General features: G+C 64.5%; 19 protein-coding genes. 12 read left to right on the forward strand and 7 right to left on the reverse strand.

Annotated elements, in window-relative coordinates; all coding sequences use genetic code 11:
* Window positions 1-13 precede the first annotated feature (13 nt).
* The gene (locus MTX21_RS23820; protein ID WP_280967114.1) at window positions 14-1,372 is read left to right on the forward strand and encodes an aromatic ring-hydroxylating dioxygenase subunit alpha; all 1,359 of its coding nucleotides are present in this window, start codon (window positions 14-16) and stop codon (window positions 1,370-1,372) included.
* A gap of 189 nt (window positions 1,373-1,561) precedes the next feature.
* The gene (locus MTX21_RS23825; RefSeq protein ID WP_280971147.1) at window positions 1,562-2,998 is read left to right on the forward strand and encodes a glutamine synthetase family protein; all 1,437 of its coding nucleotides are present in this window, start codon (window positions 1,562-1,564) and stop codon (window positions 2,996-2,998) included.
* Window positions 2,999-3,589: 591 nt separating this feature from the next.
* On the opposite strand, the gene MTX21_RS23830 is transcribed toward MTX21_RS23825, so the two are convergent.
* The 7 genes from MTX21_RS23830 to MTX21_RS23860 all read right to left on the reverse strand — a co-directional run bounded on the left by MTX21_RS23830 (window position 3,590) and on the right by MTX21_RS23860 (window position 9,067).
* Window positions 3,590-4,315, reverse strand: a complete 726-nt coding sequence (locus MTX21_RS23830) for an ABC transporter ATP-binding protein (RefSeq protein WP_280967115.1) — start codon at window positions 4,313-4,315, stop codon at window positions 3,590-3,592.
* A complete protein-coding gene (locus tag MTX21_RS23835; RefSeq protein WP_280967116.1) occupies window positions 4,308-5,075 on the reverse strand; it encodes an ABC transporter ATP-binding protein in 768 nt (255 codons plus the stop codon). The genes MTX21_RS23830 and MTX21_RS23835 overlap by 8 nt, the downstream gene beginning before the upstream one ends.
* On the reverse strand, window positions 5,068-6,012 hold the full coding sequence (locus tag MTX21_RS23840) for a branched-chain amino acid ABC transporter permease (protein WP_280967117.1): 945 nt from the start codon (window positions 6,010-6,012) through the stop codon (window positions 5,068-5,070). Before MTX21_RS23840 ends, MTX21_RS23835 begins: the two co-directional genes overlap by 8 nt.
* A complete protein-coding gene (locus MTX21_RS23845; protein ID WP_280967118.1) occupies window positions 6,009-6,926 on the reverse strand; it encodes a branched-chain amino acid ABC transporter permease in 918 nt (305 codons plus the stop codon). Before MTX21_RS23845 ends, MTX21_RS23840 begins: the two co-directional genes overlap by 4 nt.
* Before the next feature lie 446 nt (window positions 6,927-7,372).
* Window positions 7,373-7,591, reverse strand: a complete 219-nt coding sequence (locus MTX21_RS23850; RefSeq protein ID WP_341512037.1) for a hypothetical protein — start codon at window positions 7,589-7,591, stop codon at window positions 7,373-7,375.
* A gap of 1 nt (window position 7,592) precedes the next feature.
* Window positions 7,593-8,252: an acyl-homoserine-lactone synthase gene (locus MTX21_RS23855; protein WP_280967120.1), complete on the reverse strand. Its 660-nt coding sequence runs from the start codon at window positions 8,250-8,252 to the stop codon at window positions 7,593-7,595.
* 86 nt (window positions 8,253-8,338) lie between these two features.
* On the reverse strand, window positions 8,339-9,067 hold the full coding sequence (locus MTX21_RS23860) for a LuxR family transcriptional regulator (RefSeq protein WP_280967121.1): 729 nt from the start codon (window positions 9,065-9,067) through the stop codon (window positions 8,339-8,341).
* A 166-nt stretch (window positions 9,068-9,233) separates the two neighbouring features.
* Between MTX21_RS23860 and MTX21_RS23865 the strand changes: the two genes are divergently transcribed.
* The 10 genes from MTX21_RS23865 to MTX21_RS23910 all read left to right on the forward strand — a co-directional run bounded on the left by MTX21_RS23865 (window position 9,234) and on the right by MTX21_RS23910 (window position 19,291).
* Window positions 9,234-9,410, forward strand: coding sequence for a hypothetical protein (locus MTX21_RS23865; RefSeq protein WP_280967122.1), 177 nt, complete (start codon window positions 9,234-9,236; stop codon window positions 9,408-9,410).
* 263 nt (window positions 9,411-9,673) lie between these two features.
* A complete protein-coding gene (locus tag MTX21_RS23870) occupies window positions 9,674-10,612 on the forward strand; it encodes a LysR family transcriptional regulator (protein WP_280971148.1) in 939 nt (312 codons plus the stop codon).
* 132 nt (window positions 10,613-10,744) lie between these two features.
* Entirely contained in the window at window positions 10,745-11,623 is an 879-nt protein-coding gene (locus tag MTX21_RS23875) for a shikimate dehydrogenase (RefSeq protein ID WP_280967123.1), read from the forward strand.
* A 57-nt stretch (window positions 11,624-11,680) separates the two neighbouring features.
* Window positions 11,681-12,811 (forward strand): ABC transporter substrate-binding protein, encoded by a 1,131-nt coding sequence (locus MTX21_RS23880; protein WP_280967124.1) that lies wholly within the window; start codon window positions 11,681-11,683, stop codon window positions 12,809-12,811.
* Between the two features lie 200 nt (window positions 12,812-13,011).
* A complete protein-coding gene (locus MTX21_RS23885) occupies window positions 13,012-13,887 on the forward strand; it encodes a branched-chain amino acid ABC transporter permease (RefSeq protein ID WP_280967125.1) in 876 nt (291 codons plus the stop codon).
* The gene (locus MTX21_RS23890; RefSeq protein ID WP_280967126.1) at window positions 13,884-14,882 is read left to right on the forward strand and encodes a branched-chain amino acid ABC transporter permease; all 999 of its coding nucleotides are present in this window, start codon (window positions 13,884-13,886) and stop codon (window positions 14,880-14,882) included. Before MTX21_RS23885 ends, MTX21_RS23890 begins: the two co-directional genes overlap by 4 nt.
* Window positions 14,879-15,622: an ABC transporter ATP-binding protein gene (locus tag MTX21_RS23895; RefSeq protein WP_280967127.1), complete on the forward strand. Its 744-nt coding sequence runs from the start codon at window positions 14,879-14,881 to the stop codon at window positions 15,620-15,622. The genes MTX21_RS23890 and MTX21_RS23895 overlap by 4 nt, the downstream gene beginning before the upstream one ends.
* A gap of 11 nt (window positions 15,623-15,633) precedes the next feature.
* The gene (locus MTX21_RS23900; RefSeq protein ID WP_280967128.1) at window positions 15,634-16,368 is read left to right on the forward strand and encodes an ABC transporter ATP-binding protein; all 735 of its coding nucleotides are present in this window, start codon (window positions 15,634-15,636) and stop codon (window positions 16,366-16,368) included.
* Window positions 16,365-17,423: a Gfo/Idh/MocA family oxidoreductase gene (locus MTX21_RS23905; protein WP_280967129.1), complete on the forward strand. Its 1,059-nt coding sequence runs from the start codon at window positions 16,365-16,367 to the stop codon at window positions 17,421-17,423. Before MTX21_RS23900 ends, MTX21_RS23905 begins: the two co-directional genes overlap by 4 nt.
* Window positions 17,420-19,291: a sugar phosphate isomerase/epimerase and 4-hydroxyphenylpyruvate domain-containing protein gene (locus tag MTX21_RS23910; RefSeq protein ID WP_280967130.1), complete on the forward strand. Its 1,872-nt coding sequence runs from the start codon at window positions 17,420-17,422 to the stop codon at window positions 19,289-19,291. Before MTX21_RS23905 ends, MTX21_RS23910 begins: the two co-directional genes overlap by 4 nt.
* Window positions 19,292-19,363: the final 72 nt, after the last annotated feature.

Here is a 19,363-nt window from a genome sequence, read left to right on the forward strand (position 1 = left end):
GACGCGACCCGCCATGATGAGCCAGGAGCAGAACGACCTGATCACCCGCACCGGGCCAAGGGACCCCTGCGGCAAGCTGATGCGGAGCTATTGGCAGCCGGCGGCGCTGGTGGATGAGCTGGAGGGCGCGCGGCCGATCCGACCCGTCAAGCTGCTCGGCGAAAATCTGGTGCTGTTCCGCGACGAGCAGGGGCGCTACGGCTTGATCGACCGCCACTGCGCCCATCGCGGCGCCGACCTCGCCTTCGGCCGGCTCGAGCATGGCGGCCTGCGCTGCGCCTTCCATGGCTGGCTGTTCGACGCGACCGGCCAGTGCATCGAGACACCGGCAGAGCCGAAGGACTCAAAACTCTGCCAGAACATCCGCCAGCGCTCCTATCCCGTGATGGAGAAGGGCGGCATCCTCTGGGCTTATCTCGGCGAGGGAGAGCCGCCGGCATTCCCGGAGATCGACTGTTTTGTCGCCCCTGGCACGCACACCTTTGCCTTCAAGGGCCACATGGCCTGCAACTGGCTGCAGGCGCTGGAGGTCGGCATCGATCCCGCGCACGCCTCCTATCTGCACCGCTTCTTCGAGGATGAGGACACCTCGACCGCCTACGGCAAGCAGTTCCGCGGCGCCTCCGCAGGGTCCGACCTGCCGATGACGAAGATCCTGCGCGAGTACGACCGCCCGATCATCAATGTCGAGCACACCGAATACGGCCTGCGGCTGATTGCGCTGCGCGAGATCGACGACGAGCGCACCCACGTGCGCGTGACCAATCAGCTCTTCCCGCACGGCTTCGTCATCCCCATGAGCACGGAGATGACGATCACGCAGTGGCACGTACCGGTCGACGACGAGAACTGCTATTGGTACGCGATCTTCACCAGCTACACCAATCCCGTCGACAAGAAGAAGATGCGGGAACAGCGGCTCGAGCTCTATGAGCTGCCGGACTACACCTCGCGCAAGAACAAGAGCAACGAATACGGTTTCGATCCGCACGAGCAGCAGACCGCGACCTACACCGGCATGGGCACCGATATCAACGTGCACGACCAGTGGGCGGTGGAATCGATGGGCGCGATCCAGGACCGCACCAAGGAGCATCTCGGGCAGAGCGACAAGGCGATCGTGCTGTATCGCCGCCTGCTGCGGCAGGAGATCGAGAAGGTTGCAGGCGGCGAGAAGCCGATGCTGTTCCTGGACGAGGGCAACGCGCGCAGCATCCAGGGGCCGGCGACCATGGACGGCATCGGGCCGACGCGGGGCTGGGAAACCTACTGGATGGAGGTCGACGTCAAGCGCCGCCGCGGCGCGCCCTGGACTGCACCGGTGCCGAAGGAGATCGAAGGCAAGGTGCAGCATTTGACGGCGGCGGAGTGATGTCGTCTCCTGCCGCCGGGTCACAACGGAGGCTCATACGCTCCGCTGTCATGCCCCGCGAAGGCGGGGCATCCAGTACGCCGCGGCCTCTCGTGGACACGCTACCGTCTCTGGAATACTGGATCGTCCGCCTTCGCGGACGATGACAGCGTGGAATATGCTCTCACCGAGCAGGAAGGAGCAATCAAAGTGACTTTCGTCGCGCGTCATGGGTTGTGGTCGGATGAGCAGAAGGACGCGGCGACGCGGCTGAGCCGTATCGTCGAGGAGAAGAACCTCGAAGTCATCCGCCTCGCCTTCCCGGACCAGCACGGCATCTTGCGCGGCAAGACGATCATCGCCTCCGAGGCGATCGCCTCGCTGGAAAGCGGCTGCTCGATCACCACGACCATGCTCGCCAAGGACACCTCGCACCGCACGGTATTTCCGGTGTTCACCGCCGGCGGCGGCTTCGGCATGAAGGAGATGGAGGGCGCCGCCGACGTGCTGATGGTCGCCGATCCCACCACCTTCCGCGTGCTGCCCTGGGCGCCGACCACCGGCTGGCTGCTGTGCGACCTCTACTTCAGCGACGGCCGTCCAGTCCCGTTCGCAACGCGCGGGCTCTATCGCAAGGTGCTCGATGAGCTCGCAAGCCGCGGCTACGATTTCGTTGCGGGACTCGAGGTCGAATTCCACATTTTCAAGCTCGACGACGCGCACATGCGCGCCGAGGATGCCGGCCAGCCCGGCACGCCGCCCTCGGTGAGCCTGCTCAGCCACGGCTATCAATATCTCACCGAGCAGCGCTTCGATCAGATGGAGCCGGTGCTTGAGATCCTGCGCCGCGACATCGTCGCGCTCGGACTTCCCTTGCGCTCGGTCGAGGTCGAGTTCGGGCCGAGCCAGTGCGAGTTCACCTTCCAGCCGAAGAGGGGAATGGAGCCCGCCGACAACATGGTGCTGTTCCGGTCTGCCGTAAAGCAGATCGCGCGGCGGCACGGCTACCACGCCACCTTCATGTGCCGGCCGAAGCTGGCCAATCTGTTTGCGAGCGGCTGGCACCTGCACCAGTCGATCGTCTCGCGCGCTACGGCTGAGAACCTGTTCATGGCGAAGGGAGGCGCCGAGCCGCTGAGCGAATTCGGCCGCGCCTATCTCGCGGGCCTGCTCGACCATGCCCGCGCTGCGACCGTGTTCACGACGCCAACGATCAACGGCTACAAGCGCTACCGCTCCTATTCGCTGGCGCCGGACCGCGCGATCTGGGGCCGCGACAATCGCGGCGTGATGATCCGCGTACTCGGCGGGCCGAACGATGCCGCGACGCGCCTGGAAAACCGCGTCGGCGAACCCGCCGCCAATCCCTATCTCTACATGGCCTCGCAGGTCCTTTCCGGCCTCGATGGTGTCGACCGCAAGCTCGACCCTGGCCCGTCGGCCGATACGCCGTACGAGACCAAGGCCCCGCTGTTGCCGAAGAGCTTGCGCGACGCTGTCGCGGCACTGAAGGACGACCCGTTCTTCCGCGAGAAGTTGGGCGCCGAGTTCGTCGACTACTACACCCACATCAAGAACGCCGAGATCGACCGCTTCCTCGCCGAGGTGACCGACTGGGAGCACCGCGAATATTTCGAGATGTTCTGATTGTTGGCGGTCATTTCGGGGCGGTCCGCAGGACCGAGCCCGGCATGACAAGAGCACTTCACACCCCTGTGAGGCGACTTCGTCCCGCCTGTTCCGACGACATCACTACCCTCGCCGACGAAGCCATTTTCCCGATCCCGCGAAAACCGTCGGAAAGACTGGCGCGCTAGGCTGCATCCAAGTGATCAAACAGCGGAATTGGATCATGTGGGGTCATTTCTTCAGCCTGATTTACCGCCTGTCCTGCCGGACAACCCTGATTGAAATCGGCACGCATCGCCTGGCGCGCTAGTGTCGGCGCGATCTAGGCAAGACCCCACAATGTCGTCCTGGCGAGAGCCGGGACCCATTATCCCAGGGGGATGTTTGGCGAAGACCGGTCGTCCGGGACCTCCTTTCACGCCCGATCGATAGATTCCGCGGGATGGGTCCTCGCTTTCGCCAGGACGACACCGACTCGGTGGCGCAGCCGCACCGCTCCTCATTCAGCCGTAGTGCCCGGACTTGTCCCGGGGAATGTATGTCTCGCTTCCTCGCGGCCCACGCCTGATTAGCCGGGACAGGCCCGACCACAACGACGCGGAGAGCGAACTAAATCCCCAGATAGCGGTGCTGCAACTCCGGCTCGGCCATCAGCTCGCTCGATGTGCCGTTCCATACCGTCTTGCCGCGCTCGATGATGTAGTGGCGGTCGCAGATGCGGGCGAGGTGATCGACGTTCTTGTCGACCACGAGGATCGACTGCCCGCGCTTCTTGAGCAGCGACAGGCAATTCCAGATCTCCTCGCGGATCAGCGGTGCGAGGCCCTCGGTCGCTTCGTCCAGAATCAGGAGCTTTGGGTTGGTCATCAGCGCGCGGCCGATCGCGAGCATCTGCTGCTCGCCGCCGGAGAGTTGGTTGCCCATGTTGGAGGCGCGTTCGGCCAGCCGCGGAAACAAGGAGTAGATCGCGGCAAGCGTCCAGGGATTGTCGATGCCGAAGCGGTCGGCGGCGGCGGCAACCAGATTTTCGCGCACGCTGAGGTTCGGAAAGATTTGGCGCCCCTCGGGGACGAGACCGACGCCGAGCTTTGCGATCTTGTAGGACGGAAGCTGCCGCACGTCCGCACCCGCAAACCGGATCGCGCCGGCGCGCGCCGGCGTCAGGCCCATGATGGAGCGGATCGTGGTGGTCTTGCCCATGCCGTTGCGGCCCATCAGCGAGACCATCTCGCCCGGCTTGATGGACAGCGACAGGCCGAACAGCACCTGGGACAGGCCGTAGCAGGTCTCGATGCCGTCGACGTCGAGCAGCGTGTCAGCCAGCCGATCAATCATGACGCGTCACCACGTGCTGGTCGCCGAGATAGGCGCGCTTGACCTCCTCGTTCTGCCGGATCGCGGCCGGGTCGCCCGAGGCGATGACGCGGCCATAGACCAGCACCGAGATGCGATCGGCCAGCGCGAACACCGCCGGCATGTCGTGCTCGACCAGCACGATCGAGACCTCTTTACGCAGCTCCTGCAGCAGCTTCACCATGCGCTGGGATTCGGTGACACCCAGGCCCGCCATCGGCTCGTCCAGCAGCAGCAGTTTCGGCTTGCTGGCCAGCGCGACCGCAAGCTCGAGCTCGCGCCGCTCGCCGTGACTGAGCCGCGAGACCACGACGTCGGCGCGATGGGACAGACCGACGCGGTCGAGCGCGGCATGCGCAGCATCGCGCAGCCCCTTTTCCTTGCGCGCATTGGCGAAGAAGCGGAAGGACGTGCCGGCATGCGCTTGCGCCGCCAGCGCCACATTGTCGGCAGCAGTGAAATCGAGCAACAGCGAGGTGATCTGGAACGAGCGTGCAAGCCCCAGCGCGCAGCGGCGATACGCCGGCAGGTAAGTGATGTCGAGACCGCCGAGCGAGACCGTGCCGGCATGCGGGGCAAGGTGCCCGGTGAGCTGGCTGATCAGCGTGGTCTTGCCGGCGCCGTTGGGGCCGATGATGGCATGCAGTTCGCCGGCCGCGACGTCGAGCGACACGTTATCGGTTGCGGTGATGCCGCCGAAGCGGCGTACCAGCTTTTCGACCCGGAGCAGCGGTTCAGCCACGGCCAACCCTCCCGAGCAGGCCCATGATGCCGCCGCGCCCGAACAGCACGACGAGCAGCAATAGCGGGCCCATGATCAGCGCCCAATATTCGGTGACCTGCGACAGCAGCTCTTCGAGCACGAGATAGACCACTGCGCCCATCACCGGGCCGAACAGCGTGCCCATGCCGCCGAGGATCACCATCACCATGAGGTCGCCGGAGCGGGTCCAGTACATCACGGCGGGGCTGACGAAGTCGGTGTTGTTGGCGAGCAGCGCGCCGGCGAGCCCGCACATGGTGCCCGATATCACGAAGCAGACGAGCTGATAGCGTTTCGCCGGAAAGCCGATCGCCTGCATGCGCTGCTCGTTGGAGCGCAGCCCCTGCACCACGAGGCCGAAGCGCGAATTGACGACGCGCCAGATCAGGAAGATCACGCCAAGGAGACACGCGACGCAGAGATAGTAGAACTGCACGCGGTCGGAGAGATTGACCAGGCCGGAGAAGTCGCTGCGCTTGTAGACGGTGAGGCCGTCGTCGCCGCCGTAACGCGCAAGGCCCGAGGCGACGTAATAGGCCATCTGCGCAAAGGCCAGCGTGATCATGATGAAATAGACGCCGCGGGTTCGCAAGCTGAGCGCACCGATCACGAGTGCGAACAACGCGGACGCGGCGAGCGCGACCGGAAACTGGACGAAGCCGGAGCCGACGCCTTCCTGCGCCAGAATGCCCACGGCATAGCCGCCGATACCGAGATAGGCGGCGTGGCCGAAGCTCATCATGCCGCCATAGCCCATGATCAGGTTGAGGCTCGCAGCCGCCAGCGCCAGGATGACGATGCGTGTGAACAGCGTCAGGATGAAGATGTTGCCGGAGAGCGACGAATAGAGAGGCAACAGCACGAGGCCCGCCAGCATCAGGGCCGTGACGGCCTTGCTCACGCTCAAACCCTTCATCGACGGTTGGCCGGAAACAGCCCCTCCGGCCGCACCACCAGCACGATTGCCATCAAGAGATAGATCAGCATCGAGGACAGCGCCGGCGCGGCGGTGGAGGCCGCGGTCGAGCTCAGCACCTGGCGCAACAGGTTGGGCAGGAAGGCGCGGCCGAGCGTGTCGATCATACCGACGAAGATCGCGGCAAGGAACGCGCCGCGGATCGAGCCGATGCCGCCGATCACGATGATGACGAAGGCGAGAATCAGGATGTTCTCGCCCATGCCGATCTGCACAGTGAGGATCGGCGCCTGCATCAGGCCCGCGAGGCCCGCGAGCGCCGCACCGAGGCCGAAGACCAGCGTGTAGAGCAGCTTGATGTTGATACCGAGCGCGCCGATCATCTCGCGATTGGAGGCACCGGCGCGGATCAGCATGCCGATGCGGGTGCGCATCACGCCGAGATAGAGCAGCAGCGCAACGAGCAACGCAACCACGATGATCGCGAGGCGGTAGGCCGGATAGTAGATGCCGGGCAGAAGCTGCACCGGCACGGTGAGCCAGGCCGGCAGCGGCAGCGCGAGCCCGGCGGGACCCCAGATCAACCGCACGGCCTCGTTGAAGAACAGGATCAGGCCGAAAGTCGCGAGCACGTGGTCGAGATGGTCGCGGCCGTAGAGATGCCGCAGCGCCGTCACTTCGAGCACGATGCCGAGCAGCAGCGTCGCGCCGAGCGCCATCAGCGCGCCGAGCACGAAGCTGCCGGTCCAGGCGACGAAGGTCGCTGCGAAATAGGCACCCATCATATAAAGCGAGCCGTGCGCGAGGTTGACGAGATCCATGATCCCGAACACCAGCGTCAGCCCGGCGGCAAGCAGGAACAGCAGCAGGCCGAATTGCAATCCGTTCAAGAACTGTTCGACGACGAGCAGCATCAAAACTCTTTCAGGCGCACGCAGCGTCGCGCCGATGTTCAAACACGGTCGCCATCAGTGAAAGAGCTCCCCCCGCCTCTTCAAGGCCGAAAAATGGGTAATGGCAGTATCGTTCCGAGGCAAGAGCGATTCTGCGCCAGACATGCACTTTGTTGCATCTCGGTGCCTGCAGCCGAGCGGCAATGCAGGAAAGTTGCCACGCTGAATGGGTCAACCTGCCGCACCGGCCTGCCTCCAGAACTGAGCGGTTGGTGTTGAACGGTCAGGTTGCTGACGGCGCCGGCCTGCAACTCTTCGGCTATGGCCGAAAGCAAGAGATGCGCGTGATCGGCACGGTGACGCCAACGAACGCGGTGCGATGCACCTCCATTCGAGGCGCGTGATCACCCCTCCCCGCAAGGAGGAGAGGTTGAGAGCATGCCCTTTAGGAACGGAAGAGGATCCGCCTAATGCGATGTCATCTGGTGAGGGAAATCATCCGGCTCGGCCATGACGGTGTCCACGGTGGAAGCTTCCAGCGCAGCCATCCGGAACAGATAGGCGAGCGTTGTCAGTCCGGAGTCCTCCGCCATTTGTGCAAGCTCGAGCGCCATGTCGGACATGTAGCCGAGGTTCTCGTCCCTGGTCTGCGCCATGATCTGGCTGTCCCGCATCATGTCCGACATCTCAGGCGGTCTTTCGTTGCGCCGCGGCGAGGCCGCAGCCGTTGGCAAGGGCGATGGCGTCGAGGCGCGGACCATCCTGTTGGATGACATGCGTCATCCCGATGCGATTCCGCACGATGTCGAGGGACTCCTGACGAACCTCGATCGTTGCAGCCATAGTCCAGGAGTCCTCGATCAGGGACGGCAGTCCGAGGGGTGTCACGACGAATCCGATGTCGTGGAAACGCGGCAACCACCACGTCTCCATGACCAGGCAGAGACGCTCGATGCCCTGGCTGAGACAGAACTCCTGCGCTGACGCCATGAGCCGCAGGTTGAGCGCGCCGTCGCGGCGATCGCGCGCGACGAAAAAGCGGGACCATTCCCAGACCAGCGGATCCACGGGGCAGCCGCGCACCGCGGCGAGATGCGGGAACACCTCGCTCATCATCGTCGGCTTGGTGGTGGGATAGAGCCGGTAGCCGCCGAGCACGCGGCGATCCTCCAGGGCGAGGAAGTAGATCGCGTCCTCGTTGTCGTAGACGTCGATCTCGCGGCCGTCGGGCTTGCGCAGCGCCTCCCACTTCCGCTCCTCGACGAAAATCTCGTGCCTTACCCGGAAGTGCTGCTCGATGACGTCTTCATAGAGGTGCCGATTGGTGGCGGAAATCACATGAATCATGGAGTCCCCCATTGCTTGAAATGGAGGAAGCCTCGGAGAAAAACGCCGCGACGACTATTGGGAAATTTCCCAGTAGGCGGACAGCCTCAGGGATTGATGATTCTGTGGCGGATCGCGATCGCGACCGCATGCGTCCGGTTGACCGCCCCGAGCTTGCGCGCGGCGGTTGCAAGATGCTCCTCCGCCGTACGCTGCCTGATGTCCAGGATCTCGCCGATCTCCCAAGCCGACTTGCCTTGCGCGGCCCAGGCAATCACCTCGCGCTCGCGGGGCGTGAGCCGCGTCGAGGGATGGGGTGCGGGATCCAGCAGGCGGCGGATGTGGTCGAACCCGTACATCGCCATCAGATGCAGCGCCGGCTTGCTGCGCGCATTGAGGTCGAGATGGACACCCGCGAGCGAGACGCCGGCCTCATAGCCGGTCAGCCCGTGGATCGGCACGACGAAGCCGCGGGACATGCGGAAATCGGCGGCCCGCCGCATCACCTCCACGGCGCCAGGCTCGAGCTCCGCATCATAAGGCGCCTCCGACCATTCGAACGGATTCACCGTCTGCCGGCATTTGCGGATGACGGGGTCGACGCGGTCGTAGTTTCTCTCAGTGTAAATGTCGAACCATTCCACCGGCCAGCGCTTGGCAAGCACCATCTGGGAGAAGCGCTGATCGGGATTCGGCAGACCGGTTACGATGATGTGCTCGAAGCCGTATCGGCCGAAGGCCATTGCGAGTGCATCCATGGCGTCAGGAACCCTGCTGTAGGCTCCCAGACCCTCGATGAAGTCGAGCGCTTCCCGACCATAGTCAACGGCGGACATCGGTGCGTTTCCCGTCCCTTGCCGCTCGCTATAGCACGACTTTGGGGGACGCCTCAATTCGCCGCCACCGTAGTTTCACGGAGCGCTACACGCTCCGAAGATTTAATCTACTTGTGGAGGAATCGGCATCAAGATACAGCTTGAATGTCCGAAGCGGGAAACCACGATGGAAGACGAGAACATCGCCCTCAACAGCGTGCTCGGCCTGGAACTCAACCGCGTGTTTTTCGCCGTTCGCGAGACGGCAAACAAACAGAAGATCGTCGAGTTCGCGCGCGCGGTGCTGGAAAGCGAACGCGCCAGGCTGCCCGACAGCGCTTCGCCCGAGGGACCGGCGAGCTGAGGCATGCCGTTGCTGCAAAAGCGTACGAACGGGCGTGCGCCGTCATTCCATTCGAACTTGCCTTTTTTAGTCGAAACAATCTGACCGCGAAGCTTCTCCGTCGTTGTCATCGGCGAGTGAGCTGCGCTCTCACTTACCCTCCCCTGGAGGGGGAGGGTGAAGCGTCGCCCTCCCGTCCGTATTGACAGGCATTTGCCGCTGGAAGTCCTCGCATCGCTCGTGAGATGATCGCCGTCGCGATCGCCTTTCGGGATGTCCAGGACATGATGACGCTGCGCCAGGTCGAAGTGATCCGTGCCGTGATGGTGACGGGCACCATCGGCGGCGCGGCGAAGCTGCTCAACGTGTCCGCGCCGGGCATCAGCCGGCTGGTCAAATACACCGAGCGCTCGCTCGGCATCCGCTTCTTCCAGCGCCAGAACGGCCGCTACTTCCCGACGCCGGAGGCTGAGAACATTTTTGAGCAGATCAACGGCGTCTACAAGAAGGTCGATGATCTCTCCGAGATCATCTCCAAGATCGGACGCGGCGGATTGTCCGAACTGCGCATCGGCTCGGTGCCGAGCATCTCCCAGGTGATGGTGCCGCGCGCGATCGAGCGCGTCCGGCGCCGCTATCCGGATCTCGGCATCGACATCAACATCCTCAAGCTCGAGGAGGCCATCGACTATCTCCTGCTCGGCCGCGGCGAGTGCGTGGCGATGAGCTACCGGCTCGAGCATTCCGGTCTCGACTTCATGCCGCTCGCCTCCGGCGAGCTCTATTGCATCGTGCCGCCCGGCCACGAGCTCGCGGGGCGCAAGCAGGTTTCGGCTGCCGAGATCACCCGTTATCCGCTGATCGGCATCGACCCGAACGACCCTTACGGGCGGATCATGGCCGAGATCTTCGCGCGCAACCGGCTCGACTACAACATCACCATCCGCGCACGTTTCGGTACCACCGTCTGCGCGCTGGTGAAGGCGGGCCTCGGCATCGCCATCATCGACCAATTCACGGTGGCCCATGGCGGCTACCCCGGAATCGAGCTGTTGAAGATCACCGAGCCGACGCGGTTCGATACCTACATCGCGGTGAAGCGCGGCGCGCCGCTGTCGCTCCATGTCGAATATTTCATCGAGGCGCTGCGCGCCGAGATGCGCGCGGTCGAGCCCTCCCGCAGCAACGGAAAGGGTGGAGCGGTGCGCGGCCGGCGAAAATAACACTATGTTAGGTTTGTCGGATAAATGGGTAATTGTGTTAGCTGAGGGAAAGTCTATCGTCGCACTTGGAATTGCGCGGATTTCCCCGCTAATGGCCGGGAAAGAACGCCCCTCACCAGACGATAGTGGATCATGTCGAAGCGCGGCCCCGCCACCAGCAAGAAGCTCCTCACCGGCCTGCTCGGCGCACCGATCGCGCATTCCGCCTCCCCCGCCATGCACGAGCGCGCCGCCGAGGCGCTCGGCTGGCGCGGCCATTACCAGCTCATCGAGATCGCCGGCGCCGATGCCGCACAGCTCAGCACTTTGCTCGAGGGCGTGCGCCGTCTCGGCTTTGCCGGCATCAACGTCACCTATCCCTACAAGGAGGCGGTGGTCCCGCTGCTCGACGAGCTGGCACCGGGCGCCGCCGCCATGGGCGCGGTCAACACCGTCGTTGTCCGGGACGGCCGGCTGATCGGCCACAACACCGACACCACGGGCTTTGCCCGCGCCGTTGCGCCGCTGCTGGCGCCATCCGGCAACGCGGTCGCCGTGATCGGCGCCGGCGGCGTCGGCAAGGCGATCGCTTTCGCACTGGCGAGCCTGGAGGTGGCCGACATCCGCATTTTCGACAGCGAGCCCGCGCGCGCCGAAACGCTCGCCTCGCTGCTTGCCCCACGCGCGGGCGCCAGGGTGGCTGGAAGCGTCGAGGATGCGCTTGATGGCGCAACCGGCCTCGTCAACGGCACGCCGGTCGGCATGCTGCCGAACCGGGGTATTCCGGTCCCGGCCACGCTGCTGCACGAAAAATTGTGGGTCGCTGACGCCGTCTATTCGCCGCTGATCACGCCGCTGCTGGCGGCAGCCCAGGCCAAGGGCGCGCGGATCATGACCGGACGCGAGCTCGCGATCTACCAGGCGGCCGACGCCTTCGAGCTGTTCACGGGCCTTGCCCCATCGACCGAAGTCATGGGACAGGCTTTCGACGAGGTGATGGCGGCCCGAAGCTCAGCCTATTACGCAGCGTAACCCGAGCGGCCGGACACAAGGCTGCCGACGACATCAAGTGAAACGGGAGGAGAGACGATGAAATCGACCATTCTGGCGGGCGCCTTGTTTGCCTTTGCCGCAGCAACCAGCGCCCATGGCCAGGCGATCAAGCTTGCCGACGTCGCCGAGCTTTCGGGCGGCGGCGCCACCGTCGGCACCAATTGGAAGAACGGCATTGATCTTGCGATCGAGGAGATCAATGCCAAGGGCGGCGTGCTCGGCCGCAAGTTAGAGGTCACCCACGCCGACTCGCAATCCAACCCCGGCGTCGCCCGCGCCCAGGTGCAGAAAGCGCTCGACGCCGAGCCCTATGTGCTGCTCGGGCCCGGCTATTCCGGCTCGGTGAAGGTGACCGCGCCGCTGGCGGCGGAGGCCGGCATCGCCCAGATCATGGGCGGCGAGGCCGCCGAGCTGACGCAGGCCGGCAACAAATTCCTGTTCCGCACCTCGTTCGGCCAACAATCCTCGATGCCGAAGGTCGCGAAATACATCCACGACGAGATGAAGGCGAAGACGGTCGCGGTGGTCTGGGTCAACAATGACTTCGGCCGCGGCGGGCGCGACGTCATCGTCAAGGAGCTCGACCGCCTCGGCTCCAAGGTCGTCGCCGACCTCTCGACCGAAGCCGGCCAGGCCGACTTCGCCGCCGACGTCGGCAAGATCAAGGCCGCCAATCCCGACGCCGTCTTTGTCTACCTGAACGAGGAGGAAAGCGCGCGCATCCTTAAAGAGCTGAAGCGACAGGGCGTCACTGCGCCGCTGATGGGCGAGACCACGCTGATCGGCCAGAAGGTGATCGAACTCGCGGGCGACGCCGCCAACGGCGCGCGCGGCCATGTCGGCCTCACCACCGACGCACCGGTCGACCTGATCAAGGCGTTCCGCGACAAGTTTTCCAAGAAGTATAATTACGTGCCGGACCACAACGGTCTGAAGGGCTACCTCGCCGTCTACATGATCAAAGCCACCACCGAGAAGATGGGCAAGGTCGATTCCAAGGCTTTCGCCGACACGCTGCACGGATTGACGATCAAGGCCGCGGATGAGCCGGGCATCCTGATGGACGTCACGTTCGATCAGAACGGCGACATCGATCGCCAGAGCTTTCTGGTCGAGGTCGTGGAAGGCAAGCAGGTCGTGAAGCAGGTTCTGCCGAAGCTGAAGTGAGGTCCTGCCCTTCTCCCTCTCCCCGCTCTTCGCGGGGAGAGGGTTGGGGTGAGGGGCCGCTTCCGCGGTCACGGTGACAGTTGAATTCGCGAGGAGAGCCCCTCACCCCACCCTCTCCCCGTAAGAACGGGGGAGAGGGAGTGATAGGCCTGAATTCGCGTCGACCCAATTCGATCGGGCTCTAACGAAAAGAGAACCCCATGTCCAATCTGTTCGATCTTCTGGTCGCGGGGCTCGCCACAGGCGCAATCTATGCGCTGGTGGCCGTCGGCTTCACGCTGCTCTGGCAGACCTCGCAGACCATCAACTTCGCGCAAGGCGAGTTCGTGATGCTGCCGGCTTTCCTGATGCTGGCGGCGATGCATGTCGGCGCGCCGTTCTGGCTCGCCATCATCCTCGGCATCCTGCTCTCGATGATCCTGCTCGGCCTCGCCTTCAAGCTGCTGCTGGTCGATCCCATGATGCGCCACGGCGTGCTGCCGCTTGCGATCGCCACCATGGCGCTGGCGATCGGCATCAAGGAAGCCGTGAAGCAGTTCTTCAGCGCCGAGGCCTCGTCGTTTCCCTCGATCGTGCCGACCGGCGACATCTCGGTGCTCGGTCACGCGGTCTCCCTGCAAAGCATCGGCGTGCTCGCCGTCGCCATCCTCGCCGTCTTCGGTCTGACCACGCTTTTGAACCGCACTTCGCTCGGCCACCAGATGCAGGCGGCGGCGCAGAATCCAACGGTCGCACGCATCATCGGCGTTCCCGTCGAGCGGATGATCCTCCTGACTTTCCTGATCAACGCTTTCCTGGTGGCGCTGGCTTCGCTTTTGATCACACCGATCTATCTGGCTAAATTCTCCTCCGGCGAGGTGCTGGGCCAGGCCGCCTTCATCGCCGCCATCGTCGGCGGCTTCAACCAGGTGCGCGGCGCCATCGCCGGCGGCCTGTTGATAGGCGTGCTCGACAATCTCGCAGCCGCCTACGTGTCGACCCAGTATCGTGCGGCCGTGCCGCTGATCTTCCTCATCGTCGTCATCCTGTTCCGGCCGCAAGGATTGCTCGGCCGCGCCGAGGAGCGCACGGTATGAGCGGATTTGGCAAGCCTCTGAAGATCGCGCTCGCCCTCGCCGTCATCGCGGCGCTGATCGTGGTCCCCATGAACTTCAATCGCTACGGCCTGTTCATCCTGAGCCAGTGGGCCGTGATGACCATCGCCGCGATGGGGCTGAACCTCACGCTCGGCTATGCCGGCCAGGTCTCGCTGGCACAGGGCGCCTTCGTAGGCATCGGCGCCTATGCCGCGGCGATCATGACGACGCATGGCTGGCCGCTGCCGGCCGCGATCGTCGTCGCGATTGCCTTAAGCTTCGCGGTCGGCTGGGTGCTCGGCTATCCGGCACTGCGCGTGCAGCACCACTATCTCGCCTTCGTCACGCTCGCCTTCTCCACCCTCGCCTTCCTGGTGTTTCGCAACGAGAGCTGGCTCACCGGCGGCATCTATGGCATTTCCAATATTCCGCGGCCGCACATTTTCGGGCTCGCGACCAACAAGCCGCTGCCCTTCTATTATGTCTGCCTCGGCTCGCTCGCACTCGTGTCGATCGCGGTGTGGTGGCTGATCCGCTCGCCCTGGGGCCGCGCTTTCATGGCGCTGCGTGAAAATCCGCTGCGCGCGCAGTCGCTCGGCGTCGACACGCGGCGCTACACGCTGATGGCCTTTGCCATCGGCTCGGCGCTCGGCGGCGTCGCCGGTGCGCTCTACGCGCCGCTGACGCAATATATCGATCCCGTGCCGTTCAACCTGTCGCTCTCGCTCGACCTGTTGATGATGGTGATCGTCGGTGGCGCCGGCTTCTACTTCGGCCCCTTCCTGGGGGCGATGATCGCGGTGCTGCTGCCGGAATGGCTGCGCTTCACCGAAGGCTACTATTTGATGCTCTACGCCGTCGCGGTGATGCTGCTGCTGATCTGGTCGCCGACCGGCATCCTGGGAATCCTCGATCGTTACCTCGCCGCGCGCCGCACCAAGGCAGCCTCTGCACTGCGCGCCGTCGCGAAATCACGACTGGAGACGGCGCAATGAGTCCGGTTCTCGAAGTCACCAACATCAAGAAGAATTTTGGCGGCATCAGCGCCGTCGACGGCGTCAGCTTCGACGTGCGCGAGGGCGAGATCCTCGGCCTGATCGGGCCGAACGGCTGCGGCAAGTCGACCCTGTTCAACTGCATCCTGGGCCAGCTCACACCGAGCAGCGGCGAGGTCAAGCTCGACGGCAAGACAGTGACGGGCTTGCGACCCGCCGAGCTCAACAAGCTCGGGGTCAGCCGCACCTTCCAGCTCCTGCAGGTCTTCCCAAAGCTCTCGGTGCGCGAAAACCTGATCCTTGCGGGCCAGGAGCATCAGGGTAACATGGCTTCGCGCCTGGTCGGCCGCTCCGATGCGGGATTGACCGGCGCAGCGGACCAGATGATCGGCTTCTTCAAGCTCGATCATCTCGCCGCCGAGCCGGCCGGCGGCCTCTCCTACGGCCAGCAGAAGCTGCTCGACGCCGCCATGGCCTTCATGGGCGGACCGCGCCTGGTGCTGCTCGACGAGCCCGCCGGCGGCGTCAATCCGTCGATGCTGGCCGACCTGAAGGACCGGCTGGTCGCGATCAACCGCGAGAAGAACGCCACCTTCGTCGTGATCGAGCACAACATGGAATTCGTGATGTCGCTGTGCTCGCGCGTGATGGTGATGGCGGAGGGCAAGGTACTGGCGATGGGACGGCCGGACGAAGTCCGCAAGAACCCCGCCGTGATCGAAGCCTATCTGGGTCATTGAGGGAGCGAGCCATGAGCGACCCGATCCTCTCCGTTCAGAATCTTGTCGGCGGCTACGGCAAGATGACCATCCTGAACGGCACGACATTCTCCGTGCCGCAGGCGACCATCACCACCATCATCGGCCCGAACGGCGCCGGCAAGTCGACGGTGTTCAAGGCGATCTTCGGCCTGTTGAAGCTGCGCGAGGGCAAGATCAGCTTCGCCGATCGCGATGTGACTAACTTGGGCCAGCGCGCGCTGCTCAATGCCGGCATCTGCTACGTGCCGCAGGGGCGCAACATCTTCCCCGAGTTGTCGGTGCGACATAACATCGAGCTCGGCGGCGTCGCGGCGAAGGGCATCGACCTGCAGAGGCGGATCGAGGCCGTGCTCGACCCGTTTCCGGCACTGCGGCGGAAGTCCACGCAGCAGGCCTCGACATTGTCGGGCGGCGAGCAGAAGCAGCTCGAGATCGCGCGCTCGCTCCTGCTCGAGCCAAAACTCGTGCTGATCGACGAGCCCTCGATCGGGCTGTCGCCGCTGATGGTGCAACAGACCTTCGATATCCTCAAATCTCTGCGCGACCGCGGCGTCACCATCCTGATGATCGAGCAGAACGCGCGCTCGGCGCTGGAGATCTCCGATTTCGGCATCGTCTTGGAGCTCGGCCAGACCCGCATGGTCGACAAGGCCGAACGCATCCTGAATGATCCCCGCATCGGCCAGCTCTTCCTCGGCGGCGTCATGGAGGAGAGCGCCGCATGAGCGCGAAAATGCGCATCGCCGTTGCCGGTGCCGGCCTGATCGGCCGCCGCCATGTCGAATTGATCGAGGCATCAAGGGATTGCGCGCTGGCCAGCATTGCCGATCCTTCACCTGGCGCAAAGGACTACGCGGAGGCACGTGATGTGCCCTGGTATGCGGACCATCGCGCGCTGCTGGAGCAGGAGAAGCCCGACGGCCTCATCATCGCCTCGCCCAACACGCTGCACCTGCCGATGGCGCTCGATTGCGCGGCGGAGGGCGTGCCGGCGCTGATCGAAAAGCCGGTGACGGAGAATGTTGCCGCCGCGCAGCGCCTCTGCGCCGCGGTCAAGCGGATCGGCGTGCCGATGCTGGTCGGCCATCATCGCCGGCACAATCCGATCATCAAGGCCGCGCGCGAGGCCGTCGCGACCGGCCGCCTCGGCCGGCTCACCGCCGTGGTCGGACTGTGGCTCCTGAAGAAGCCGGACGACTATTTTGGGGTGGCCTGGCGACGCGAAGCGGGCGGCGGGCCGCTTCTCATTAATCTCATCCACGACATCGACAACCTCCGCTTCATCTGCGGCGAGATTTCCGAGGTCCAGGCGCTGACCTCGAACGGGGTCCGTGGCTTTCCCGTCGAAGACACCGCCGCTCTGCTGCTGCGCTTCGCCAATGGGGCGCTTGGAACGGTGACGGTGTCCGATGCGACGCCGGCGCCGTGGAGCTGGGAGCTGAGCTCGGGCGAAAACGCGGTGTATCCGAAGCAGGATCAGCCCTGTTACGTCTTTGCCGGCACGAGCGGCTCGCTGTCGGTGCCGACCATGGAGCTGTGGTCCTATCCGAGCAATCCCGGCTGGCACGCACCTCTGTCGCGCGAGACGATCGCACCGCGGGCGTTCGACCCTCTGGTCGAGCAGCTCCGTCACTTCTGCGCGGTGATCGCGGACCGTGAACAGCCGCTGATCACGATCGAAGATGCAATGGGAACGCTGGCCGTCGTCGAGGCCGTCAGCGAGGCCGCCCGCACGGGACTCACCGTAGCGCCGGGCAGGATCATGGAGCAGGCAGCATGAACAAACGTTCGATCGCGACAGTCTCCCTCTCCGGCGCTCTCGATGAAAAGCTCCGTGCCATCGCCGCGGCCGGCTTCGATGCAGTCGAGATTTTCGAGAACGACCTGTTGTCGTTCGGCGCAAGCCCGCGCGAGATCGCAAAACTCTGCCGCGATCTCAATCTTGGGATCTGTGCGTTCCAGCCGTTCCGCGATTTCGAGGGCATGCCGGAGCCGCAACGCGCGCGCAATTTTGCCCGCGCCGAACGCAAGTTCGACCTGATGCAGGAACTCGGGACCGATCTGCTGCTGATCTGCTCCAACGTCTCCCCTAGCTCGCTCGGCGGCATCGACCGCGCGGCGGACGATTTTCGCGAGCTCGGCGAACGCGCCGCGAAGCGCTCCTTGCGCGTCGGGTACGAGGCGCTCGCCTGGGGACGGCATGTCAACGACTACCGCGACGCCTGGGAGATCGTGCGGCGCGCCGATCATCCCGCAATCGGCGTCATCCTCGACAGCTTTCACGCCTTGGCGCCCGGCTTTCCAACCCGCGCGATGGCCTCGATCCCCGGCGACAAGATTTTTCTGGTGCAGCTCGCCGATGCGCCGAGGCTCGAGCTCGACATCCTGTCCTGGAGCCGCCATTTCCGCTCCTTTCCGGGCCAAGGCGATCTGCCGGTCGGCGAGTTCATGGAGGCGATCGCGGCGACCGGCTATGCCGGCCCGCTGTCACTGGAGATCTTCAACGACCAGTTCCGCGCCGGCTCGGCCGCACAGACCGCGATCGACGGCCTACGGTCGTTGATCCTGCTGCAGGATCAGCTCGCGGAGAAGTGGCCTAAGGCTTCCGACAGGTCGCTTACACCAAGAGCCGTGAGCCACGGCACCGGCTTCGTCGAGTTCGCGGTCAACGAGACCAAGGCGGGCGATCTTGCCCGCCTGTTCGCGCAGCTCGGCTTCCGCAAGACCGGCAAGCATCGCAGCAAGGCGGTGGAGCGCTGGTCGCAGGGCAAGGTCGAGCTCGTGATCAATTGCGAGACCGACGGCTTTGCGCATTCCCACTACGTCACGCACGGACCCGGCGTCTGCGCCATCGCGCTCGACGTCGATGATGCCGGCCGCGCCATGGCGCGCGCGGAGGCGCTGAAGGCGCGCACCTTCTACCAGCCGGTCGGGCCGGGCGAGCTGGAGATTCCGGCGATCCACGGCGTTGGCGGCAGCCTTTTGTATTTCCTCGATCAGGCCGGCCGGAACTGGGACACGGATTTCGAGCCGGTCGCGAGCAATGCAGACAAAGACGCGCTGCTGGCCGTCGATCACATCGCGCAGTCGATGCCCTATGACGAGATGCTGTCCTGGCTGTTGTTCTACACCGGCATTCTCGACCTGACGCGGCTGCCGCAGATGGAGATCGCCGATCCCAGGGGTCTCGTGCAGAGCCAGGCCGTCATCAATGGCGACCAGAGCCTGCGCTTCGTGCTCAACGGCTCCTCCGCCAACCGCACGCTGCCGGCGCGGTTCATCTCGGAGTTCTTTGGCTCAGGCGTGCAGCATGTCGCGTTCTCATGCGAGGACATCTTCGCAACGGTCGCAGCGATGCGCGCGCGCGGCGCCGAGTTCCTGGATATTCCGGACAACTACTACGATGATATCGAAGCCAAATACGACCTTGGGCCGGAAGTCATGGCGAAACTCCGCGCCAATCACATCCTCTACGACCGCGAGGGCGACGGCGAGTTCTTCCAGGTCTACACCCACATCTTCGATGAGCGCTTCTTCTTCGAGATCGTGGAGCGACGGGACTATCAGGGATTCGGTGCAGCCAACGCCGGCATCCGCCTCGCCGCGCAGGCCCGCGAGGTGCGCCCCGCAAGTATGCCGCGGGTGTGAGTTTCTTCCCCTCTCCCCTTGTGGGAGAGGGTGGCTCGCCGCGAAGCGGCGAGACGGGTGAGGGGTCTCTCT

Origin of the sequence: Bradyrhizobium sp. ISRA430, assembly GCF_029909975.1 — a bacterium.
Taxonomy (GTDB): Bacteria; Pseudomonadota; Alphaproteobacteria; order Rhizobiales; family Xanthobacteraceae; genus Bradyrhizobium.